Consider the following 20823-nt stretch of genomic DNA (forward strand, 5'->3'; position numbering starts at 1 on the left):
AATTGCAGGGTCTGACAGCAGTGTGTCGAAATAAGCGGAAATTTTCCGAAATGCCGTCTGAAATCTGTGGTCTTCAGACGGCATTTCTGTTTACGGGAAATCCTTTTTGCCGGATTCTTTGCCAGTCGAAAAAATGGCCGGGGTCGGTTTTGCGTCCGGGCGCGATGTCTTGGTGCCCCGTTACCGCCGTGATGGGGTAGCGGCGGCAGATTGCGTCCAACAAGGCTTCGAGCGAACGGTATTGCGCTTCGGTAAAGGGTTCGAAATCGCAGCCTTCCATTTCGATGCCGATGGAAAACGCGTTGCATTTTTCCCGTCCGCGAAACGAGGATACGCCCGCGTGGTACGCCATATCACCGCATGATACGAACTGCACCGTTTCTCCGTCGCGTGCAATCAGGAAATGGCTGGATACGCGCAAAGTGTGTATCAATCCGAAAAACGGGTGGTCGTTCGGGTCTAGGCGGTTGGTAAAAAGCTTCTCAACCGCATCCGTACCATATTCGAATGGCGGCAGCGAGATATTGTGCAACACGATCAGGGAAACCGTTTCCCCCGTTTCCCTCGGGCTGAAATTGGGCGACGGGGTATGGCGTATGCTTTGAAGCCAGCCGTTTTGCCAGTGTGCTTCGGCGTGATTGTCCATGATGTCCTTCCTGTCTTATGGGGTAATTTGGGTTATACTGTCGCCCGAATTTTAAGATGTATTCCGAATGCTGGGAATCCTACCATGTTGAGAAAATTGTTGAAATGGTCTGCCGTTTTTTTGACCGTGTCGGCAGCCATTTTCGCCGCGCTGCTTTTTGTCCCTAAAGACAACGGCAGGGCATACCGAATCAAAATTGCCAAAAATCAGGGTATTTCGTCGGTCGGCAGGAAACTTGCCGAAGACCGCATCGTGTACAGCAGACATGTTTTGACGGCGGCAGCCTATGCCTTGGGTGTGCATAACAGGTTGCACACAGGTACGTACAGACTGCCTTCGGAAGTGTCTGCTTGGGATATCTTGCAGAAAATGCGCGGCGGCAGGCCGGATTTGGTTACTGTACAGATTATTGAAGGGTCGCGTTTTTCGCATATGAGGAAAGTCATCGACGCAACGCCCGACATCGGACACGACACCAAAGGCTGGAGCAATGAAAAACTGATGGCGGAAGTTGCGCCCGATGCCTTCAGCGGCAATCCTGAAGGGCAGTTTTTTCCTGACAGCTACGAAATTGATGCGGGCGGCAGCGATTTGCAGATTTACCAAACCGCCTACAAGGCGATGCAACGCCGTCTGAATGAGGCATGGGCAGGCAGGCAGGACGGGCTGCCTTATAAAAACCCTTATGAAATGCTGATTATGGCGAGCCTGATCGAAAAGGAAACAGGGCATGAAGCCGACCGCGACCATGTCGCTTCCGTCTTCGTCAACCGCCTGAAAATCGGTATGCGCCTGCAAACCGACCCGTCCGTGATTTACGGCATGGGTACGGCATACAAGGGCAAAATCCGTAAAGTCGACCTGCGCCGCGACACGCCGTACAACACCTACACGCGCGGCGGTCTGCCGCCAACCCCGATTGCGCTGCCCGGCAAGGCCGCGCTTGATGCCGCCGCCCATCCGTCCGGCGAAAAATACCTGTATTTCGTGTCCAAAATGGACGGCACGGGCTTGAGCCAGTTCAGCCATGATTTGACCGAACACAATGCCGCCGTCCGCAAATATATTTTGAAAAAATAAACCATGCCGTCTGAAAAGTTTGTGTTTTCAGACGGCATACCCTTACCGGAACTACAAGCATGAAACCGCAATTCATCACTTTGGACGGCATAGACGGCGCCGGCAAATCCACCAACCTTGCCGTCATCAAGGCATGGTTTGAACGGAGGGGGCTGCCCGTGCTGTTCACGCGCGAGCCGGGCGGAACGCCGGTCGGTGAGGCCTTGCGCGAAATCCTGCTCAACCCTGAAACCAAAGCAGGTTTGCGTGCGGAAACACTGATGATGTTCGCCGCCAGAATGCAGCATATTGAAGACGTGATATTGCCCGCGCTTTCAGACGGCATCCATGTCGTGTCCGACCGTTTTACCGATGCGACCTTCGCCTATCAGGGCGGCGGGCGGGGGATGCCGTCTGAAGACATTGAAATTTTGGAACATTGGGTGCAGGGCGGTTTGCGCCCCGATTTGACCCTGCTGTTGGATGTGCCGCTGGAAGTATCGATGGCGCGTATCGGACAGTCGCGCGAGAAAGACCGTTTCGAGCAGGAGCAGGCGGATTTCTTCATGCGTGTGCGCAGCGTTTATCTGAACCGTGCCGCCGCCTGTCCGGAACGTTACGCCGTTATCGACAGTAACCTCGGCTTGGATGAAGTCAGAAACAGCATAGAAAAAGTGTTGGATGGACATTTTGGCTGTTGATGCGGCAAATATTGAAATAAGCGCATCCGCCCGCGCCGAAAATCAAACGGCAGTGCCGCAGGTGAAAATGGCGGTATGCGCCAAACTTTCGGCATGATAGAATTACGTTCAGTTACAAGGCAGGATGCGTCGGCAATATTAACGAACCGCCCGTAACCCAATGTCTCGAAAGTGTTTCGGACAGTTCGATTCAAATCTTTTTCTCGCAACAGGATTGACACATGGAAAACTCATTGAAAGAAGCCGCCCTGCAGTTCCACGAATTCCCCGTGCCGGGCAAAATCTCCGTTACCCCAACCAAATCTCTGGCCACTTCTAAAGATTTGGCGTTGGCGTACTCTCCTGGCGTAGCCGCTCCTTGTATGGAAATCCATGCCGATCCGCAAAATGCCTACAAATACACCGCCAAAGGCAACTTGGTCGCCGTCATTTCTAACGGTACGGCCGTTTTGGGCTTGGGCGACATCGGCGCGCTGGCGGGCAAACCCGTGATGGAAGGCAAAGGCGTATTGTTCAAAAAATTCGCCGGTGTGGACGTGTTCGACATCGAAATCGATGAAAAAGACCCGCAAAAACTCGTGGACATCATCGCCGCTTTAGAGCCGACCTTCGGCGGCATCAACCTCGAAGACATCAAAGCACCCGAGTGTTTCTACATCGAACGCGAATTACGCAAACGCTGCAAAATCCCCGTATTCCACGACGACCAGCACGGCACGGCTATCATTACCGCCGCCGCCGTATTGAACGCCCTGCGTTTTATCGGCCGTAAAATCGAAGAAGCGACCTTGGTTTGCTCCGGTGCGGGTGCCGCCGCGATTGCCTGCCTGAACCAACTGCTGGATTTGGGCTTGAAACGTGAAAACGTAACCGTTTGCGACTCCAAAGGCGTGATTTACCAAACCCGTGAAGACAAAGACCGCATGGATGAGTCCAAACAGTTCTACGCCATTGAAGACAACGGTCAACGCGTGCTTGCCGATGCCGTTAAAGGTAAAGACATCTTCTTGGGTCTGTCCGGTGCAAATCTGCTGACTCCTGAAATGTTGAACACCATGAATGCCAAACCCATCGTGTTCGCTATGGCCAACCCGAATCCGGAAATCCTGCCGCCGCTGGCGAAAGAAACTCGTTCGGACGTGGTTATCGGCACCGGCCGATCCGACTTCCCGAACCAAGTCAACAACGTATTGTGCTTCCCGTTCATCTTCCGCGGTGCGTTGGATGTCGGCGCGACCACCATCAACGAAGAAATGAAACGCGCTTGCGTGTATGCTTTGGCAGATTTGGCGATGGAAGAAGTAACCGAAGAAGTGGTTGCTGCTTACGGTAAGAAATTCGAATTCGGCGCGGAATACCTGATTCCGACCCCGTTCGACTCCCGCTTGCTGCCGCGCGTCGCTACGGCTGCCGCCAAAGCAGCGATGGAAAGCGGCGTGGCAACCCGTCCGATTGCAGACTTGGAAGCCTACGCCGCCAAGCTGGGCGAATGGAAGCTGTAATACGCTGAGTGTAAAAATGCCGTCTGAACTGTTTTCAGGCGGTATTTTGTTGTCCGACGATTTGAAACCTGTCCCAAAAAGGAAAAATATGGAATCCGTCCGTTACAACATCAACAACACGCCTGAAATCCAAAACGACAACGCCCCCGTCATGACGACAGGACAATGGGTGTTGACGATGATTGTTTTCATGATTCCTTTGGTCAACATCATTATGCTTTTTGTTTGGGCATTCGGCAGAGGCAACCCGAACCGTGCCAATTTCTGTAAAGCACTGTTCTTATTTACCTTGTTGGTTCACTTATCGGTTTGATTTTCATATTGCTTATAGGTGGGTCTGCATCGGGTACGCATTATTAATGTGTCGGCTGATTCTGCTTCGAAGATTTGTATCGAATATGCCAAATTGTTTCAAATTTCATACCGTTATCGAACGGCATTGGCAAAAACCTTATCCGGTTTTGTCTTTTCTGCTCAAGCCGCTCTCCGGGCTGTTTGCCAAAATTGCGGCGAAACGGCGTGCGGATTTTTTATCGGGAAAACGGCAAAGCGAAAAGCTGCCCGTGCCTGTGGTTGTGGTCGGCAATATTCACGCGGGTGGGACGGGGAAAACGCCGATTGTTGCCGCGCTGGTGTCGGGTTTGCAGGAAAAGGGCGTCAAGGTCGGCATCATCAGCCGAGGCTACGGGCGCAAGAGCAAGGCGGTTCATGTATTGAATGCTGAGAGCCGAGCGGAAGATGCGGGCGATGAGCCTTTGCTGCTGTTCCGCAAAACCGGTGCGCCGACGGCTGTGGGCAGCAGCCGAGCGGAAGCGGGCAGGGCGTTGCTGTCGGCGCATCCCGACATCGGGCTGATTGTGGCGGACGACGGTTTGCAGCATTACGCCCTGCGGCGGGATGTGGAAATCGCGGTGTTTCCGGCGGCGGATACGGGGCGTACGGATTTGGACTTGCTGCCCAACGGCAATTTGCGCGAACCTTTGTCGCGGCTGGATTCGGCGGATGCGGTTGTCGTCAGCGGCGGCAAGGCGGATACGTCGTTTATGCCGTCTGAACATTTGTTCGGCAGCCGTATTGAGGCGGGTGCGGTTTACCGCTTGAACCGTCCATCTGAAAAACTGGATATTTCGACATTGTCAGGGAAGCGCGTCGCAGCGGTTGCCGGTATCGCCAGACCTCAGCGTTTCTTCGATACTCTGACACACATGGGCATCCTCCTTGACCAAACGGTTGCTCTGCCCGACCATGCCGATATTTCCAATCGGGATTTGCCGCCTGCCGATGTGGTGCTGGTAACTGAAAAAGATGCGGTCAAGTTTTCAGACGGCATTTGCGCCGATAATGTTTGGGTGCTGCCGGTTTGTGCGATAATCGAACCTGATTTGGCGGCGTTTGTGTTTGAGCGGCTGGAAGGAGTGCTAAAGGCCGTCTGAAAGCACGGTTTGGGCGAAATTATTAAAAACGCCTCACGCCGTCATTCCCGCGCAGGCGGGAATCTAAGTCTCGAATTTTCAGGAATGACTAGGAGGCTTCAGAAATCCCAAATCCCTGGATTTCCACCTGAGCAGGAATGACGGAAGCCGGTTGTATTTTTTATCTGTATTAATCATTCGCCAAAGGAGCGGATATGAAGCTGAAAACCTTGTTATTGCCCTTCGCCGCGCTGGCATTGTGCGCCGACGCATTTGCCGCCCCGCCCAGCGACGCGTCGTTGGAGCGTTGGCTGGATACGCAGAATTTTGACCGGGATATAGAAAAAAATATGATTGAGGGCTTTAATGCCGGATTTAAACCGTATGCGGACAAAGCCCTTGCCGAAATGCCGGAAGAGAAAAAAGATCAGGCGGCAAAAGCCTTTAACCACTATCGTGAGAATGTTTTGAAAGATTTGATCACGCCCGAAGTGAAACAGGCTGTCCGCAATACTTTATTGAAGAATGCCCGTGAGATATACACGCAAGAAGAAATTGACGGCATGATTGCCTTTTACGGTTCGCCTGTCGGTCAGTCCGTCGTTGCCAAAAATCCGCGCTTAATCAAGAAATCGATGAGTGAAATAGCAGTATCTTGGACTGCATTGTCAGGGAAAATCGCGCGACATCATCTGCCCGAGTTTACGGAAGAGTTGCGACGCATCATCTGCGGCGGTAAAAATCCCGATGCAGGCTGCAAGCAGGCCGGACAGCTTGGGAAAAGGCATCAGAAATAAATGATAGCCGTCTGAAATGTTGCAGAGGGCATCCGATTGATTAAACTATTATAGTGGATTAACAAAAACCAGTACGGCGTTGCTATTTGTACTGTCTGCGGCTTCGTCGCCTTGTCCTGATTTTTGTTAATCCACTATAAACTCGAAAGAGACCCTATGGAAAAAAAATTCTTAGACATCCTCGTCTGCCCCGTTACCAAAGGCAGGCTGGAATATCATCAGGACAAACAGGAATTGTGGAGCCGTCAGGCGAAGCTGGCGTATCCGATTAAAGACGGCATTCCCTATATGCTGGAAAACGAAGCGCGTCCGTTGAGCGAAGAGGAACTCAAAGCATGACCGAATTCGTCGTATTGATTCCGGCGCGGCTGGATTCATCGCGCCTGCCCGGAAAAGCCTTGGCGGACATCCACGGCAAACCGATGGTCGTGCGCGTTGCCGAACAGGCGGCAAAAAGCAAAGCCGCGCGCGTCGTTGTTGCCACCGACCATCCCGATATTCAGACGGCCTGTCAGGCGCACGGCGTCGAAGTCGTCATGACTTCAAACCGGCACGAAAGCGGCACGACCCGCCTTGCCGAAGCCGCCGCCGCGCTGAAGCTGCCGCAACATCTGGTCGTTGTCAACGTACAGGGCGACGAGCCGCTGATTGCCCCCGAACTCATCAACCGCACCGCCGAAGTCTTGGTGGAAAACAACGTCCAAATGGCGACCGCCGCCCACGAATTGCACGATTTTGACGAATTGATGAATCCCAATGCTGTCAAAGTTGTCCTCGACAAAAACCGCAACGCCATCTACTTCAGCCGCGCCCCGATTCCCTATCCGCGTGATGCGATGCGTGCCGGAAAACGCGAAATGCCGTCTGAAACCGCCGTCCTGCGCCATATCGGCATCTACGCCTACCGTGCCGGCTTCCTGCAACGCTACGCCGAAATGAGCGTTTCGCCGTTGGAAACCATCGAATCGCTGGAACAACTGCGCGTCCTGTGGCACGGTTATCCCATCGCCGTCGAAATCGCCAAAGAAGCCCCCGCCGCCGGTGTGGACACGCAGGAAGATTTGGACAGGGTCCACGCCGTATTTCAGACGGCATAACACATTCGCAAAGGAAAACAATATGCAGCAGCAAGCCGGACAATGGCAGCACCTGAGCCGGGAAGAACAGAAAATCCTTGCCGAAGTATGGGGTCTCGTGCAAAACGACGATCAGGAGGTTCACTATGAAATGCTCAAATTGAATGCACCCGACGAAGCCAGCGGTGAGTTTTGGTTCAGAATGGCAGAAACACTCAGCACCCTGCCGCCCAACCGTTCCCTCGACCTTAGAATGAACGGCGGCAGGCTGGCGACCGCCGTATCCATCCTATCGGTGATGATTGAGGACAATCCCGACATACCGCAGCTTTGGGCGCAAAAAATTACCGCCCTCAACTATTTGGCACACGGACACAAAGCCCGTGCCGACGGTTTGGCACAACAGCCCGACAAAGCGGCAGAAGCCAACGAGGAGGAATACCTGACCAAAGCCCTGTCGCAAAACCTGCTGTCAACATTGGATGCCGCACTTGCACGTTTTCCTGAAGACGCGTGGTTTCAGGAAATCAAACAGGATGCACAAAAGCATTTTGCTTGAGGACGTGGCGGTCAGGAATATTTCCATTCAGGAAGAAAAGAAGTGCCTGATTGGGTATAATCAGGGTAAATCTTATTTTATTTCAAAAGATTAATATTTGTTTTCTGTTTCTCCTTGACGGTATCGGAAAAGTTGATTATAGTTACGGCTTCCTTAGGAGTAATGGCTGAGAGGCTGAAGGCACTTCCCTGCTAAGGAAGCATGTGGGGTCAACCTGCATCGAGGGTTCGAATCCCTCTTACTCCGCCACAGAATACAAACGCCCCGAAATGGGGCGTTATTTTTTGCGTAAAAACTGAATATACATTAAGAATCATTGAATTATATTCATTTTGTTTTGTGTAATTTACGCCATAAATATAATCCTATAAAAACTTTTATCAATAAGTCATTATGATAGTGTGTGGTAATTTTGAATGGCAACTTACCATAATGACTAAAGTTATTATTCCTAATACGGCGGATTGGGTTAAAAATGCAAAGTTGAAAGACGGGCTTGATAAATTTTCAGATGGGATAACTTCGTTTAAGGTATTTAGATATATGAATTATAATTATAAAACAATGAGATATATTTTGTGAAAGTGTTTGATTATGGTTATCTGCCATATTTTTTGCACAAAATATGACTTATGCTAAAAACTCTAATTATAAAGAACTAGATTATTGGAATCATATGTTAGAATTCCCCAACCGTTTGGATAAAGCGGTAATCTAAAGATAAAATTCTAGAAAGACACAATATGAACAAACTACTGATTACTTTAATGATGGCGGCAGGTTTGGCAGCTTGTTCGCAAGAAAGCAAACAAGAGGCGCAAGAGGCGGCTCCAGCCGTTGCTTCTGAAGTTCAGACCGAGGCATCTTCGGTTCAGGCGGCCGCACAGGAGGCTGCTCCGTCTGCAGAAGCGGCTTCAGCCGAAGCTAAACCTGATGAGAAGGCGGAAGCCCCCGCGGCGGAAGCTAAACCGGAAGCAAAAGCAGAAGCTTCCGTTGCTGTCGATGGTCAGAAAGTATTTGAAGCCAGCTGTAAAATGTGTCATGGCGGCACCATTCCCGGGGCACCTGCAGTGGGTAAAAAAGACGATTGGGCACCACGTATCGCAAAAGGCAAGGAAACCTTGCACAAACATGCAATCGAAGGTTTTAATGCGATGCCTGCCAAGGGCGGCAATGCCAGTTTGAGTGATGATGAAGTGAAGGCCGCAGTCGATTACATGGCTAATCAGTCCGGTGCAACATTCTGAATTATTTACAATATCTACGATATTGTGATAAAGCCTGTTCGGATATTTGATGAAACCGGATTCCATGCAATATATGGAATCCGGTTTTTTTAATTCCAAACTAAGCTATTTAAGGGTGCGCCAGTCTATATGCACGGTTGCGCATTCAAGATTTTTTACGGCTGGCCAATCAGCCCAATACCTTTCCCCTTTTGCGGATTGCTCTGATGGTTTGTTTGGTATTGGTTCATAAAAACCGTCAGTTGGAAAACGGCCCGTTTCCGGTGAGAAGGTTACGGCAATCTGTCGCACAATCGGAGTGGTATGCCTATTCGCCTATCTGCGCGTCAGATGTTATACTTAAAAAGATTTATCGATTGTTTGCCGGAGCCTCGCCGGTATTGGGAGTGTAAGAGAAATGAGTAGAATCCAACAGACTTTTGCCGCATTGGGTAATAAGAAGGCATTGATTCCTTATATTACGGTTGGAGACCCGGACATTGGGGCGACTTTGGCAATAATGCACAGTATGGTGGAAAATGGTGCGGATATTTTAGAGTTGGGTGTGCCTTTTTCCGACCCGATGGCGGACGGTCCGACTATTCAGCGTGCGGTAGGGCGGGCGTTGGCAAACGGGGTTTCGCTGCGCGATGTCTTGGATGTCGTCGGAAAGTTTCGTGAAACCGACACGCAAACGCCGGTTGTTTTGATGGGGTATTTGAATCCCATACATAAGATGGGTTATCGGGAGTTTGCTCAGGAAGCCGCAAAGGCGGGGGTGGATGGTGTGTTGACGGTGGATTCCCCCATTGAAACCATCGATTCGCTCTATCGCGAGCTGAAGGGCAACGGGGTCGACTGTATTTTCCTGATTGCGCCGACGACGACGGAAGACCGTATTAAAACCATTGCCGAGCTGGCAGGCGGATTTGTCTATTATGTTTCTCTCAAGGGCGTAACGGGCGCGGCAAGTTTGGATACGGATGAGGTTTCGCGTAAAATAGAGTATTTGCGTCAGTATATCGATATTCCCATCGGTGTCGGCTTCGGCATCGGCAATGCCGAAAGCGCGCGCAAAATCGGCCGGGTTGCCGATGCGGTCATTGTCGGCAGCCGGATTGTGAAAGAGATTGAAAACAATGCGGGCAACGAGGCTGCGGCCGTCGGTGCTTTGGTCAAAGAGTTGAAGGATGCCGTGCGCTGATTCTGTCGCGCATTCTAAATGTTTTAGGAGTTGTCCATGAGCTGGTTAGATAAAATCCTGCCACCCAAAATCAAGAATCGTGGTAAAGACGGTTCTTCCAATGTTCCCGAGGGTTTGTGGCACAAATGCCCGTCTTGTTCGGCAACCATCTATTCGACCGAGTTGCAGCAGAACAATCAGGTCTGCCCGAAATGCAACCACCACAACCCGTTATCGGCGCGCCAGCGTTTGAGCCTGCTTTTGGATGAGGAAGGCAGGGAGGAAGTTGCGGGTAATGTCAAACCGACCGATCCTTTGAAATTTAAAGACAGTAAAAAATATCCCGACCGTTTGGGGGCGGCACGCAAGCTGACCGGGGAAGATGACGCGCTGGTGGTGATGAAGGGGATGATGAACGGCCTGCCCGTCGTCGTTGCCGCGTTTGAATTCCGCTTTATCGGCGGTTCGATGGGTTCGGTTGTGGGCGAGCGTTTCGTACAGGGTGTCCGCCGTGCGGTTGCCGACAATTGTCCGTTCGTCTGTGTGGCGGCTTCCGGCGGTGCGCGTATGCAGGAGGGTGTGAACTCATTGATGCAGATGACGAAAACCAGTGCCGCGCTGCACTTGTTGACGGAAAAACGCCTGCCGTTTATATCAGTATTGACCGATCCGACTATGGGCGGCGTATCTGCCAGTTTTGCATTTTTGGGCGATGTCGTGCTTGCCGAACCGAACGCGCTGATCGGTTTTGCCGGCCCGCGCGTGATTGAGCAGACGGTGCGCGAAACGCTGCCGGAAGGCTTCCAGCGTGCCGAGTTCCTGCTGGAAAAAGGCGCAATCGACCAGATTGTCGACCGCCGCGATATGAAGCGGCGCATCAGTGATTTGATTACGCTGTTGTGTCGTCAGGACAAAGTTTCCGCCGCCTGATGGCTGATGAATCGAATGCCGTCTGAAACCGATGTTTCAGACGGCATTTTTGTGTCTGGTTATTTGTCGTGCGGCTTCATTGATGGGGTATAGCGTCCGGCACGTTCTTTCAGGCGTTGTACCAAACCTTGCGTGTCGGCGGGTACGCCGCCTTCGCAGAATGCCTGATATAGGACGGCGCGCAGTGCGTCGTTGCGGCTTAATGCACCGCCTATCGGTTTCCATTCGGCGTTTCGGGGCTGTATCCAGCGGCGGTTGACCGTGTCCCCGTAGCCGAACATTTTGTAGGAGGAAAGTTTGCCGTTACCGAACCCGATGGAGGAGCGGGCGCAGAATATGCCTTCGGCAGTCAGGTTGTCGTAGCCTTTGTCGGAACGGATATTGAGAATGTAGCGGATGCTGCCGTCGGGCGCGGGCATGATTTGCAGGCTGTCGAGCAGGATTTTCGGCTGTTTGCCGTAATTTTCATCCACATAAATGTCAAACCAGCTGTCCGAGTGCGCATCGGGCAGCGGCGGCAGTTCGGCGGTATGTTCTTTAAATTCGCGGGCGGCGGCTTCTTCGGGCGTTTCGCGGTAGCGGGTGTTGATCGGCGTGTCTTTTTGGCTGAAGCCGGCAGCAAGGGATGTGCCGGCGGCGAGTGCGAGCAGCAGGAGGGCGGTACGGCGCATAAGTTTCTCCAAATTGAAAACGGCATTATTTTATGGGTTGGCAAAGGGGGCTGCAAGCAACTGGGGTATAATCTCCCCCCGATTCCCATTTTTAAACGGTATAAACGATGAACAGCGAAACTTTAGACGTAACCGGATTGAAATGTCCCCTGCCGATTTTGCGGGCAAAAAAGGCTTTGGCGCAAATGCGGCAGGGCGACGTGTTGACCGTTCTGGCAACCGACGGTGGCGCGCCGGGGGACTTTGAGGCTTTTTGCCGCCAAACCGGTCATGTGCTGTTGGATTCTTCCGAACAGGACGGCGTGTTCACGCTGGTCGTCAAGCACAAATAAATGCCGTCTGAAATACGGATGTCCCGATTGATGTTATTGCTGCCGGCATTTGTGCTTGCTGCGTGTCATGCCCAAAACCGGCAATCCGGTGTACGGCATCAGGATTTCGCACGCGTAGCCGTCGATTTGTTTCGGAATGCCTGCGTCCTGACTCAAGGCAGTTTCGAACCGGTTTCCAAGTTTGCCACTGTCGGACATTTTGTCCCTGTCGGAAAGGAAGACCTGTCCCGTCTGCCGCCCGCTGTTGCGGAACCCGATGTACAGGCGTTGTGGACGCTTGAACGCGATGGCGGCATTTATTATTTGAGCCTGACGCGCGACAGTTGCAGTGTGAAAGCCGAGCGGGCAGACAGTGCCGCACTTTTGGAACATTTTGACGGACTTGTCCGACATCCGCCGCAAAATAAAAATTTGGAATTAAGGGCAGAACAGTCGGTGCAGGCACCGTTTGAAATCCGCCAAGTCAGCTATGCCTGGCGGGAAGCGGGCAGCCCTGAAGAAACCGTATTGACCGCACAAACCGCCGATTCCCCGTATTTACCCGTACAGGCAGTATTGAACCTGACGCATCGTTCCCACAACGGGAAACCCCTAATTCTCCCCTGACTTCAGACGGCATAAAGTCGGCATGCCGTCCGAACATTCAAATAAAACAAAGGAAAACCATGCAAACCCTGATCATTATCCGCCCCGACGATATGCACCTGCACCTGCGCGACGGCGACGCGCTTAAAGCCGTTGCCCCTTATACCGCCCGCCAAATGGGGCGCGCCGTCATTATGCCCAACCTCAAGCCGCCCGTCGTCAGTGTAGCCGACGCGCTTGCCTACAAGGCGCGCATCATGGCGGCATTGCCCGAAGGCAGCGCGTTTGAGCCGCTGATGACGCTTTATCTCACCGACCAAGCCACGCCCGAGCTGGTGCGCGAAGCCAAAGCCGCCGGCATCGTCGCCTTCAAACTCTACCCCGCTGGCGCGACGACCAATTCTGATTCCGGCGTAACCGACCTATTCAAGCTCATCCCCGTGTTGGAAGAAATGGCAAAACAGGACATCCTGTTCCTCGTTCACGGCGAAGTAACCGACCCCGAAATCGACATCTTCGACCGCGAAGCCGCCTTTATCGGGCGCGTGATGAAACCCGTTTTGGCGCAAGTGCCGAATCTCAAAGTCGTGTTTGAACACATCACCACCGCCGAAGCCGCACGCCTGGTTTTGGAAGCAGGCGACAACGTTGCCGCCACCGTTACCCCGCAACACCTTCTGCTCAACCGCAACGACCTCTTGGTCGGCGGCGTGCGCCCCCATCATTTCTGCCTGCCCGTACTCAAACGCGAAATCCACCGTCAGGCTCTGGTTGCCGCCGTTACCGGCGAGAAGGCGCACAAATTCTTCCTCGGCACAGATTCCGCGCCGCACGCCAAGTCCGCCAAAGAAAACGCCTGCGGCTGCGCCGGTATGTTCAGCGCGATGACCGCCATCGAGCTTTACGCCGAAGTGTTTGAGAAAGCAGGCGCGTTGGACAAACTCGAAGCCTTCGCCTCGAAAAACGGCGCAAGGTTTTACGGCATTCCGGAAAACACCGACACGATCACCCTTGTCAAACAAAACCAAACCGTCCCCGCAAGCGTCCCCTACGGAGACGGCGAACTTGTCCCGATGTGCGCGGGCGGCGAAATCGGCTGGACGGTGCAGTATTGATTGAACGGTCAAGCAAAATGCCGTCTGAAGGGCTTTCAGACGGCATTTGTGTATTTCTGATTTTAATCCGACATATCAACGGCGTTTGGGCTCGTCGGGGCGGATTTGAGCGGCGAGTTTGTCGAGGATGCCGTTGACGAATTTGTGCCCGTCCGTGCCGCCGAAGGTTTTGGTAACTTCGATGGCTTCGTTGATAATGACGGGGTAGGGTGTTTCGGGCATGGCGGAAAGCTCGTGGCAGGCGGTCAGCAAAACGGCGCGTTCGATGGGGTTGAGGTCTTTTTCGTCGCGGTCGAGCAGGGGGCGGATTTGTCGGATGTACTCTGCCGCATTGGTTTGCGTGCCGAAGAAGAGTTTGTTGAACAATTCTTCGTCCGCTTTGGCAAAGTCGGGCATTTCGCGGATGTTTTTAGCAATCTCGGGCGCGGCGGTGCGGTTGATAAGGGATTGGTAAACGGCTTGTACGGCAAGCTCGCGGGAACGGCGGCGGGCTGTTTTCATGATTTTTCCTTGAAACGGTTGGGCGGCACGGTATGCCGTCTGAAACGGAAAGGGCGTATTGGTGTACGCCCTGTTTGTTATTCTTCGTCTTCAAACTGTTCTTCGAGCAGCAGGTTGACGAGGTTGGCGCATTCGACGGCAACTTTGGCGGCATCCGAGGCTTTTTCTTCAATCCGTTCGATTGCCTGCGCGTCGTTTTCGGTGGTCAGGACGGCATTGGCAATCGGGATGTTGTAGTCGAGTGCGACGCGGCCGATCCCTGCTCCGGATTCGTTGGAAACCAGCTCGAAATGGTAGGTTTCGCCACGGATGACGACGCCGATGGCAATCAGTGCGTCAAACTTTTCGGAAGAGGCAAAGTTCATCAGCGCGATGGGGATTTCAAGTGCGCCGGGTACGGTGGCGACGGTGATGTTTTCGTCTGCCACGCCCAATTCTTGGAGGGTGCGGCAGCAGACTTTGAGCATTTCGCTGCCGATTTCGTTGGTGAAGCGTGCCTGTACGATGCCGATGCGGAGGTGTTTTCCGTCAAGGTTGGGGGCGATGGTGTTCATTGGGTGTCCTTTGGTATTCGGGGTTTCGGAATGCCGTCTGAAGGTTTCAGTCTTGCGGCTGCCAGTCGGCAACGGTTTGGAATGTGCCGTCTTCTGCCAATTCCCACGCGCTGCCTTCGGGTTGGGAAAGCAGTGCGGCGGTTTCAGGGTTGGTTTTGGTGATTTCGGCAATGCTGAGGATGCTGAAGTTGTCCGGATCGTCGGTATATTCGTCGGTCTCGTCGCCGCTGAAGAAACGCCAGCCGCTGTCATTTTCGAAAACGGGGGCTTCGCGGTAGAGGAAGCCGACGGGCTGGTTTTGTTTGGTGACGGTGTTGGTGGCGATACAGCGGTCGAGTGCCGAGGAAAGTGCTTGTGCAAATGCGTTCATTGCGGGAATACGTTGGGGGGAAACTTACGGATTTTACCACGATTCTTGCGTTGTCGGCAGACGGCGGCGGTTTGGTGGTACAATGTGCGCCGTTTGCAGCCTTAAGGTGTTTCTGTATTTTTGAAGTATGGAAACGCATTCGGGCTGTTTTTTGCGGAAGACGGTAATGAAAGACGATGTTTTGAAACAGCAGGCACACGCGGCGATACAGAAGAGACTGGGCTACGCGTTCCGCGATATTTCGCTTTTGCGGCAGGCTTTGACGCACAGAAGCCATCATGCGAAGCACAACGAGCGGTTTGAGTTTGTCGGCGATTCGATTTTGAATTATACGGTAGCGCGGATGCTGTTTGACGCGTTTCCGAAGTTGACCGAGGGCGAGTTGTCGCGGTTGCGGGCAAGTCTGGTCAATGAGGGCGTGCTGGCGGAAATGGCGGCGGAAATGAATGTCGGCGACGGCCTGTACTTGGGGGCGGGCGAGTTGAAAAGCGGCGGCTTCAGACGGCCTTCGATACTGGCGGACGCGATGGAGGCGATGTTTGCGGCGGTCAGCTTCGATGCCGATTTCAACACAGCGGAAAAGGTGGTGCGCCATTTGTTTGCCGATCGCGTCCGGCGAGCCGATTTCCAAAATCAGGCAAAAGACGGCAAAACTGCTTTGCAGGAGGCGTTGCAGGCGCGCCGTTTCGCCTTGCCGAAATACCGTATCGAAGAGCAAATCGGTTATGCCAACGACAGTATGTTTGTGGTTTCCTGCGATTTGGGCGAACTGGGTTTCGTGTGCCGTGCCAAAGGGACGAGCCGCAAGGCGGCGGAACAGGAGGCGGCGAAAGAGGCTTTGAAATGGCTGGAAGAGAAGCTGCCGCTGAAGAAGAAAAAGAAATGAGGCGGCGCGTGAATATGCCGTCTGAAATATGGATATGAAAGCGAATATGGATATTGAAACCTTCCTTGCAGGGGAACGCGCCGCCGACGGATACCGTTGCGGCTTCGTAGCGATTGTCGGCCGTCCGAACGTGGGCAAATCAACGCTGATGAACCATCTCATCGGTCAGAAAATCAGCATCACCAGCAAAAAGGCGCAGACGACGCGCAACCGCGTAACGGGGATTTATACCGACGATACCGCGCAGTTCGTGTTTGTCGATACGCCGGGCTTTCAAACCGACCACCGCAACGCGCTCAACGATAGGCTGAATCAAAATGTTACCGAGGCACTCGGCGGCGTGGATGTGGTGGTTTTCGTCGTGGAAGCGATGCGTTTTACCGATGCCGACCGTGTCGTGTTGAAACAATTGCCCAAGCACACGCCGGTCATTTTAGTGGTCAACAAAATCGACAAGGACAAGGCGAAAGACCGTTACGCGTTGGAGGCGTTTGTTGCCCAAGTGCGCGCCGAATTTGAATTTGCGGCGGCGGAGGCGGTCAGCGCGAAACACGGTTTGCGGATTGCCAACCTGTTGGAGCTGATTAAGCCGTATCTGCCCGAAAGCGTGCCGATGTATCCCGAAGACATGGTTACGGACAAATCGGCGCGTTTTTTAGCGATGGAAATCGTGCGTGAAAAATTGTTCCGCTATTTGGGCGAGGAATTGCCTTATGCGATGAATGTCGAAGTGGAGCAGTTTGAAGAGGAAGACGGTTTGAACCGCATCTATATCGCGGTTTTGGTCGATAAGGAAAGCCAAAAGGCGATTTTGATCGGTAAAGGCGGAGAACGTTTGAAGAAAATTTCCACCGAAGCGCGGTTGGATATGGAAAAACTGTTTGATACCAAAGTATTTTTGAAGGTATGGGTTAAAGTCAAATCCGGTTGGGCGGACGACATCCGCTTCCTGCGCGAGCTGGGTTTGTAGTTTTTCTTGCTGAACTTTACGCAAATGCCGTCCGAACAGGTTTCAGACGGCATCTGCGTATTGGGACGGGTTCGGCCGGTTACGGAAAATATCTGTTTTGACGGCGTGTTCCGGTCGGAAATCAAAACGGCGGCGGCAAGTCCTTCCTGTCCATATGGTCGCGCGGGATTTCATCGACGGCAGTGTGCAGGGTGTCGCTGCCGCCGCGCCTCCGTCCCAAACGTCGGCAGATGGCGGTAACACGCGCGTATCAGGCGCACCAAATCTCCGGTCGGCAAAGCGGTAGGCGTACCGCCGCCGAAATAGACGGCACGGATTTTGCCGCTTCCTTGACGGATTTCGGCTTCCTGTTCCGGCTCCGCAATGATTTTGTCGGTGCAAACCCGGCTGTAGCCGCCTTTCCAAGCATTGCGGCAGAAGCCGCAGAATACGCGGTGGTTGGCGCAAAACGGAATATGCGGATAAGCTGAAGCAGCTTCCCGCAAAACCGTTTCCGCCTGTTCCGGCCAAAGCTGCTGCCAATGCACGGAGGGCACGGGCAATCCGCCCCATATCGGCATCAACGTCCGGCGTTCGGGAAAAATATCCGGTACGGCTTGGCTGACGTTCAGCTTCATCCCTAGATTAATTTCTAATTCATATTGATTGAGTGAAAATTTTATTTTCAAATAAACATTACGTTTGACGGGATGGGGGGCGGATACGGTTGTCAATCGGGTGGTCAATCCGGAATAGGAAATACAAAGCCGCCGTTATTTCTGTTCATACAAGGACAGGAATAAGGCAAATCGTACTTCCCATATATTCCGTATTTTGATGTCTTGTTGATAAAAACAATCAGGCCTGATCATAATCAGCCTTCTGAAAGATGTTTTGCCTATAATGGGATTTTGTTGTCCTTCAGATTTTCTTAAAATGCAGTTCGAAGGTGCTTTCCTTATCGGTTTCAATAAAATATTATCAGTTGTCGGTGCTTCAATATTGCACCAATAGATTTCACCCGTCCCAAACCGCCTGTTCAAAAATGCAATAAAAACGAAGGAGTACCTTATGCGCAAACTGCAAAACACGCTGTATATCACCACGCAAGGCAGCTATCTGCATAAGGAGCGGGAAACGCTGGTGGTGGAGCAGGAACGTAAGAAGGTGGCGCAATTGCCGGTGCATTCCATCGGGCATATTTTCTGTTTCGGCAACGTGCTGGTGTCGCCGTTTTTGCTGGGGTTTTGCGGCGAGAATAATGTGAATCTGGCGTTTTTTACCGAAAACAGACGTTTCTTGGGGCGGTTGCAGGGGCGGCAAAGCGGCAATGTGCTGCTGCGTCGGGCGCAGTATCGGATGTCGGAACAAAATCCCGTGCCGATTGCGCGCAATATCATCGCGGCAAAGATTCAGGCAGGCAGACGGGTGCTTCAGCGGCAGGTTCGCAACCACGGCGACAATGCGGACATTCAGACGGCGGTTGCCGCGCTGAATTTCTCTTTGCAGCAGTTGAAACGGGCAGACAGTTTGGATTTGATACGCGGGATTGAAGGAGATGCGGCGGCGCGTTATTTCGGCGTGTTCGGGCAGTTGGTTAAGGCGGAAAGCGGGTTTGCTTTTGACGGAAGAAACCGTCGCCCGCCAAGAGACAGTGTCAATGCGCTGCTTTCTTTTCTATACAGTATTTTGGGCAAGGACATCAGCGGTGCGTTGCAAGGCGTGGGGCTGGATCCGCAGGTGGGTTTTCTGCACGCCGACCGACCCGGGCGAGACAGCCTGGCACAGGATATTTTGGAAGAGTTCCGCGCGTGGTGGGCGGACAGGCTGGTGCTGTCGCTGATTAACCGTAGGCAAATCAAGCCGCAGGATTTTGTCGTCGGGGCAAGCGGGGCGGTGAGCTTAAAAGCCGATGCGCGCAAACTTTTGTTCCAGTCTTTGCAGGCGAAAAAGCAGGAAAAAATCACCCATCCGTTTTTGGGTGAAGAAGTGGAAATCGGTTTGCTGCCTTATATTCAGGCTATGCTTTTGGCGCGGCATCTGCGCGGAGATTTGGCGGCATATCCGCCGTTTTTGATGAGGTAGCCGGGTATGCCGTCTGAACGCAACCGGCTTCAGACGGCATGGAGAGACAAGAAAATGCTGATGTTGATAACTTATGATATTTCGCTGGAAAATGCCGAAGGGCAGGCAAGGCTGCGGCGCGTAGCGAAACTGTGCCAAGACTACGGCGTGCGCGTGCAGTATTCCGTGTTCGAATGCGACATCTCACCCGACCAATGGGTAGTTTTAAAAGACAAACTTTTAAAAACCTACAACCCCGAAACAGACAGCCTGCGCTTTTACCACTTGGGCAGCAAATGGCGGCGCAAAGTGGAACATCACGGCGCAAAACCTGCGGTCGATATATTCAAGGACACGCTGATTGTGTGAATCGCCAACCTGTTGTTCCCATAAAAATGCGGCAGGGTTGGCGAATTTGGATTGTTCTTTAACAATCAGGATATTGCAAATGTGGATATGGCGGATAAGGCTGTGCTATACTCATGCTTGTGCTTTTTTCGGGAGTTTGGCGAAGTCGGGGCTGCAAAGCCTGATGTAGTAAGGCTTTCGGAAGGAGCTTCAGCCGCCTTCAGGCGGCTGTGTGTTGAAACATTTTTTTCGCCAAATCTGAAACGACGGATAAAGTCAGCCGCCTTCAGGCGGCTGTGTGTTGAAACCCGACATAGGGAACCGCTCTTGTGCCTAGTTTTGTCAGCCGCCTTCAGGCGGCTGTGTGTTGAAACCGTTATTACCCAGCCCCAATAATAGCTTGTAGCCTCAGCCGCCTTCAGGCGGCTGTGTGTTGAAACTAGCTTGTCAAAAAATGCTTGACAAACCCGAACAATCAGCCGCCTTCAGGCGGCTGTGTGTTGAAACCTTTGATGATGCTGAATGTTGGTTTAGCGATGAAGTCAGCCGCCTTCAGGCGGCTGTGTGTTGAAACTTTTGTATTAAGCATAAATGAAAAATATCAAGAACTCAGCCGCCTTCAGGCGGCTGTGTGTTGAAACTGAATATTCAGCAACATACAATATTCCTGTCGATCAGCCGCCTTCAGGCGGCTGTGTGTTGAAACATGGAATTAACTGCATTTTAGAAGGCAAAGAAAGTCAGCCGCCTTCAGGCGGCTGTGTGTTGAAACGAACCAAGGAGGAACAGATGGAAAACGTAAATCACTCAGCCGCCTTCAGGCGGCTGTGTGTTGAAACATTTCATAAGGTTATTTATAAAAATTAAAAAGGTTCAGCCGCCTTCAGGCGGCTGTGTGTTGAAACCCTTAGTAGAAATCCAAAATACAAAGAAGAAATGTCAGCCGCCTTCAGGCGGCTGTGTGTTGAAACGATTACTATGGGGCAAAAACTGCAAAGAAATAATTCAGCCGCCTTCAGGCGGCTGTGTGTTGAAACTATATAGCATATTTACTGTTATACCTACGGCGTGTTCAGCCGCCTTCAGGCGGCTGTGTGTTGAAACTATTATTATAACAAAAAGTTTAAAAAAGTTAATTATTCAGCCGCCTTCAGGCGGCTGTGTGTTGAAACCCCTACCGTTACCCAGGACGGAAAAATCATCAGGCTCAGCCGCCTTCAGGCGGCTGTGTGTTGAAACATGGCGGTGTGGCTGGAAGGTGCGCTTACCGATGAATCAGCCGCCTTCAGGCGGCTGTGTGTTGAAACCCATAGGCGTTTTGAAAATATTTCAATATGGCATCTCAGCCGCCTTCAGG

General features: G+C 52.4%; 24 protein-coding genes, 1 tRNA gene, 1 pseudogene and 1 CRISPR repeat array (1 of these 27 cut by a window edge). Of the genes and pseudogenes, 20 read left to right on the top strand and 6 right to left on the bottom strand.

All coding sequences use genetic code 11. The features are described from left to right. Nucleotides 1–73: 73 nt before the first annotated feature. The gene (gene ampD, locus Q9J80_RS00355; protein ID WP_304671333.1) at nt 74–646 is read right to left on the bottom strand and encodes a 1,6-anhydro-N-acetylmuramyl-L-alanine amidase AmpD; all 573 of its coding nucleotides are present in this window, start codon (nt 644–646) and stop codon (nt 74–76) included. Between the two features lie 84 nt (nt 647–730). On the opposite strand from ampD, the gene mltG reads away from it, so the two are divergent. From mltG to accD, 13 genes are all read left to right on the top strand, one after another. Next, nucleotides 731–1726 carry an endolytic transglycosylase MltG gene (gene mltG / locus Q9J80_RS00360; RefSeq protein ID WP_304672678.1) on the top strand — a complete coding sequence of 332 codons (996 nt, stop codon included), beginning with the start codon at nt 731–733 and terminating at the stop codon, nt 1724–1726. 59 nt (nt 1727–1785) lie between these two features. After that, the gene (tmk, locus tag Q9J80_RS00365; protein WP_127231218.1) at nt 1786–2406 is read left to right on the top strand and encodes a dTMP kinase; all 621 of its coding nucleotides are present in this window, start codon (nt 1786–1788) and stop codon (nt 2404–2406) included. A gap of 221 nt (nt 2407–2627) precedes the next feature. Beyond that, nucleotides 2628–3908, top strand: a complete 1281-nt coding sequence (locus Q9J80_RS00370; protein WP_304672676.1) for a malic enzyme-like NAD(P)-binding protein — start codon at nt 2628–2630, stop codon at nt 3906–3908. Nucleotides 3909–3924: 16 nt separating this feature from the next. Beyond that, on the top strand, nt 3925–4221 hold the full coding sequence (locus tag Q9J80_RS00375) for a hypothetical protein (protein ID WP_301673503.1): 297 nt from the start codon (nt 3925–3927) through the stop codon (nt 4219–4221). Nucleotides 4222–4306: 85 nt separating this feature from the next. Then, entirely contained in the window at nt 4307–5341 is a 1035-nt protein-coding gene (gene lpxK / locus Q9J80_RS00380) for a tetraacyldisaccharide 4'-kinase (RefSeq protein WP_304671331.1), read from the top strand. A gap of 194 nt (nt 5342–5535) precedes the next feature. Further along, nucleotides 5536–6117, top strand: a complete 582-nt coding sequence (locus Q9J80_RS00385) for a DUF2059 domain-containing protein (RefSeq protein ID WP_301673505.1) — start codon at nt 5536–5538, stop codon at nt 6115–6117. Nucleotides 6118–6273: 156 nt separating this feature from the next. Further along, nucleotides 6274–6456: a Trm112 family protein gene (locus Q9J80_RS00390; RefSeq protein WP_002238882.1), complete on the top strand. Its 183-nt coding sequence runs from the start codon at nt 6274–6276 to the stop codon at nt 6454–6456. Further along, on the top strand, nt 6453–7214 hold the full coding sequence (kdsB, locus tag Q9J80_RS00395; protein WP_301673506.1) for a 3-deoxy-manno-octulosonate cytidylyltransferase: 762 nt from the start codon (nt 6453–6455) through the stop codon (nt 7212–7214). The genes Q9J80_RS00390 and kdsB overlap by 4 nt, the downstream gene beginning before the upstream one ends. A 22-nt stretch (nt 7215–7236) precedes the next feature. Next, entirely contained in the window at nt 7237–7752 is a 516-nt protein-coding gene (locus Q9J80_RS00400) for a 3-deoxy-manno-octulosonate cytidylyltransferase (protein ID WP_301673507.1), read from the top strand. Between the two features lie 156 nt (nt 7753–7908). Beyond that, nucleotides 7909–8001, top strand: a tRNA-Ser gene (locus tag Q9J80_RS00405). Between the two features lie 494 nt (nt 8002–8495). Then, the gene (locus Q9J80_RS00410) at nt 8496–8999 is read left to right on the top strand and encodes a c-type cytochrome (RefSeq protein WP_301673508.1); all 504 of its coding nucleotides are present in this window, start codon (nt 8496–8498) and stop codon (nt 8997–8999) included. 397 nt (nt 9000–9396) lie between these two features. Continuing rightward, nucleotides 9397–10182 carry a tryptophan synthase subunit alpha gene (gene trpA / locus Q9J80_RS00415; protein WP_301673509.1) on the top strand — a complete coding sequence of 262 codons (786 nt, stop codon included), beginning with the start codon at nt 9397–9399 and terminating at the stop codon, nt 10180–10182. Nucleotides 10183–10218: 36 nt separating this feature from the next. Beyond that, nucleotides 10219–11091 (top strand): acetyl-CoA carboxylase, carboxyltransferase subunit beta, encoded by an 873-nt coding sequence (gene accD, locus Q9J80_RS00420; protein WP_107818586.1) that lies wholly within the window; start codon nt 10219–10221, stop codon nt 11089–11091. Between the two features lie 59 nt (nt 11092–11150). Here the strand turns inward: accD and Q9J80_RS00425 are convergent, their stop codons facing one another. Next, nucleotides 11151–11762 (bottom strand): CNP1-like family protein, encoded by a 612-nt coding sequence (locus Q9J80_RS00425; RefSeq protein ID WP_301673510.1) that lies wholly within the window; start codon nt 11760–11762, stop codon nt 11151–11153. 107 nt (nt 11763–11869) lie between these two features. Between Q9J80_RS00425 and Q9J80_RS00430 the strand changes: the two genes are divergently transcribed. From Q9J80_RS00430 to pyrC, 3 genes are read left to right on the top strand one after another with little or no spacing between them, the layout of a single operon-like run. Continuing rightward, nucleotides 11870–12094 carry a sulfurtransferase TusA family protein gene (locus tag Q9J80_RS00430; protein ID WP_107818588.1) on the top strand — a complete coding sequence of 75 codons (225 nt, stop codon included), beginning with the start codon at nt 11870–11872 and terminating at the stop codon, nt 12092–12094. 12 nt (nt 12095–12106) lie between these two features. Next, entirely contained in the window at nt 12107–12700 is a 594-nt protein-coding gene (locus Q9J80_RS00435) for an NMCC_0638 family (lipo)protein (RefSeq protein ID WP_439652346.1), read from the top strand. 59 nt (nt 12701–12759) lie between these two features. Then, complete coding sequence (gene pyrC, locus Q9J80_RS00440; RefSeq protein WP_301673512.1) at nt 12760–13794, top strand: dihydroorotase; 1035 nt, start codon at nt 12760–12762, stop codon at nt 13792–13794. 75 nt (nt 13795–13869) lie between these two features. On the opposite strand, the gene nusB is transcribed toward pyrC, so the two are convergent. The 3 genes from nusB to Q9J80_RS00455 form a co-directional block, all read right to left on the bottom strand. Next, nucleotides 13870–14295, bottom strand: coding sequence for a transcription antitermination factor NusB (nusB, locus tag Q9J80_RS00445; protein WP_002229182.1), 426 nt, complete (start codon nt 14293–14295; stop codon nt 13870–13872). A gap of 77 nt (nt 14296–14372) precedes the next feature. Continuing rightward, nucleotides 14373–14849, bottom strand: coding sequence for a 6,7-dimethyl-8-ribityllumazine synthase (gene ribH / locus Q9J80_RS00450; RefSeq protein ID WP_003714718.1), 477 nt, complete (start codon nt 14847–14849; stop codon nt 14373–14375). 46 nt (nt 14850–14895) lie between these two features. Beyond that, nucleotides 14896–15219, bottom strand: coding sequence for a DUF2185 domain-containing protein (locus Q9J80_RS00455; protein WP_304671330.1), 324 nt, complete (start codon nt 15217–15219; stop codon nt 14896–14898). Between the two features lie 166 nt (nt 15220–15385). Between Q9J80_RS00455 and rnc the strand changes: the two genes are divergently transcribed. Then, a complete protein-coding gene (gene rnc / locus Q9J80_RS00460) occupies nt 15386–16105 on the top strand; it encodes a ribonuclease III (protein ID WP_019272792.1) in 720 nt (239 codons plus the stop codon). 46 nt (nt 16106–16151) lie between these two features. After that, nucleotides 16152–17075: a GTPase Era gene (gene era / locus Q9J80_RS00465; protein ID WP_002235591.1), complete on the top strand. Its 924-nt coding sequence runs from the start codon at nt 16152–16154 to the stop codon at nt 17073–17075. A gap of 224 nt (nt 17076–17299) precedes the next feature. Here era and Q9J80_RS00470 read toward each other — a convergent pair. Beyond that, nucleotides 17300–17692: pseudogene (locus tag Q9J80_RS00470) on the bottom strand (heme anaerobic degradation radical SAM methyltransferase ChuW/HutW); the annotation flags it as partial. A 433-nt stretch (nt 17693–18125) separates the two neighbouring features. On the opposite strand from Q9J80_RS00470, the gene cas1c reads away from it, so the two are divergent. Together cas1c and cas2 are read left to right on the top strand one after the other, a co-directional pair. Further along, nucleotides 18126–19139, top strand: a complete 1014-nt coding sequence (gene cas1c / locus Q9J80_RS00475; RefSeq protein ID WP_304674131.1) for a type I-C CRISPR-associated endonuclease Cas1c — start codon at nt 18126–18128, stop codon at nt 19137–19139. A 54-nt stretch (nt 19140–19193) separates the two neighbouring features. After that, nucleotides 19194–19487, top strand: a complete 294-nt coding sequence (cas2, locus tag Q9J80_RS00480) for a CRISPR-associated endonuclease Cas2 (RefSeq protein WP_196428457.1) — start codon at nt 19194–19196, stop codon at nt 19485–19487. A 189-nt stretch (nt 19488–19676) separates the two neighbouring features. After that, nucleotides 19677–20823: direct repeats of the CRISPR family, unit length 32 nt; unit sequence TCAGCCGCCTTCAGGCGGCTGTGTGTTGAAAC; it runs 416 nt beyond the window's last position.

The sequence above is a fragment of the Neisseria blantyrii genome (assembly GCF_962747855.1).
GTDB classification, from domain to species: Bacteria; Pseudomonadota; Gammaproteobacteria; order Burkholderiales; family Neisseriaceae; genus Neisseria; species Neisseria viridiae.

Excerpts from the sequence above, each read along its gene's own strand:
- Q9J80_RS00400 (WP_301673507.1), top strand. The coding sequence starts at position 7,237 with ATGCAGCAGCAAGCCGGACAATGGCAGCACCTGAGCCGGGAAGAACAG.
- cas1c (WP_304674131.1), top strand. The coding sequence starts at position 18,126 with ATGCGCAAACTGCAAAACACGCTGTATATCACCACGCAAGGCAGCTAT.
- era (WP_002235591.1), top strand. The coding sequence starts at position 16,152 with ATGGATATTGAAACCTTCCTTGCAGGGGAACGCGCCGCCGACGGATAC.
- Q9J80_RS00370 (WP_304672676.1), top strand. The coding sequence starts at position 2,628 with ATGGAAAACTCATTGAAAGAAGCCGCCCTGCAGTTCCACGAATTCCCC.
- rnc (WP_019272792.1), top strand. The coding sequence starts at position 15,386 with ATGAAAGACGATGTTTTGAAACAGCAGGCACACGCGGCGATACAGAAG.
- Q9J80_RS00455 (WP_304671330.1), bottom strand. The coding sequence starts at position 15,219 with ATGAACGCATTTGCACAAGCACTTTCCTCGGCACTCGACCGCTGTATC.
- mltG (WP_304672678.1), top strand. The coding sequence starts at position 731 with ATGTTGAGAAAATTGTTGAAATGGTCTGCCGTTTTTTTGACCGTGTCG.
- kdsB (WP_301673506.1), top strand. The coding sequence starts at position 6,453 with ATGACCGAATTCGTCGTATTGATTCCGGCGCGGCTGGATTCATCGCGC.
- Q9J80_RS00410 (WP_301673508.1), top strand. The coding sequence starts at position 8,496 with ATGAACAAACTACTGATTACTTTAATGATGGCGGCAGGTTTGGCAGCT.
- accD (WP_107818586.1), top strand. The coding sequence starts at position 10,219 with ATGAGCTGGTTAGATAAAATCCTGCCACCCAAAATCAAGAATCGTGGT.
- lpxK (WP_304671331.1), top strand. The coding sequence starts at position 4,307 with ATGCCAAATTGTTTCAAATTTCATACCGTTATCGAACGGCATTGGCAA.
- tmk (WP_127231218.1), top strand. The coding sequence starts at position 1,786 with ATGAAACCGCAATTCATCACTTTGGACGGCATAGACGGCGCCGGCAAA.
- Q9J80_RS00425 (WP_301673510.1), bottom strand. The coding sequence starts at position 11,762 with ATGCGCCGTACCGCCCTCCTGCTGCTCGCACTCGCCGCCGGCACATCC.
- ampD (WP_304671333.1), bottom strand. The coding sequence starts at position 646 with ATGGACAATCACGCCGAAGCACACTGGCAAAACGGCTGGCTTCAAAGC.
- Q9J80_RS00430 (WP_107818588.1), top strand. The coding sequence starts at position 11,870 with ATGAACAGCGAAACTTTAGACGTAACCGGATTGAAATGTCCCCTGCCG.
- Q9J80_RS00385 (WP_301673505.1), top strand. The coding sequence starts at position 5,536 with ATGAAGCTGAAAACCTTGTTATTGCCCTTCGCCGCGCTGGCATTGTGC.
- ribH (WP_003714718.1), bottom strand. The coding sequence starts at position 14,849 with ATGAACACCATCGCCCCCAACCTTGACGGAAAACACCTCCGCATCGGC.
- Q9J80_RS00390 (WP_002238882.1), top strand. The coding sequence starts at position 6,274 with ATGGAAAAAAAATTCTTAGACATCCTCGTCTGCCCCGTTACCAAAGGC.
- cas2 (WP_196428457.1), top strand. The coding sequence starts at position 19,194 with ATGCTGATGTTGATAACTTATGATATTTCGCTGGAAAATGCCGAAGGG.
- pyrC (WP_301673512.1), top strand. The coding sequence starts at position 12,760 with ATGCAAACCCTGATCATTATCCGCCCCGACGATATGCACCTGCACCTG.
- Q9J80_RS00375 (WP_301673503.1), top strand. The coding sequence starts at position 3,925 with ATGCCGTCTGAACTGTTTTCAGGCGGTATTTTGTTGTCCGACGATTTG.
- trpA (WP_301673509.1), top strand. The coding sequence starts at position 9,397 with ATGAGTAGAATCCAACAGACTTTTGCCGCATTGGGTAATAAGAAGGCA.
- nusB (WP_002229182.1), bottom strand. The coding sequence starts at position 14,295 with ATGAAAACAGCCCGCCGCCGTTCCCGCGAGCTTGCCGTACAAGCCGTT.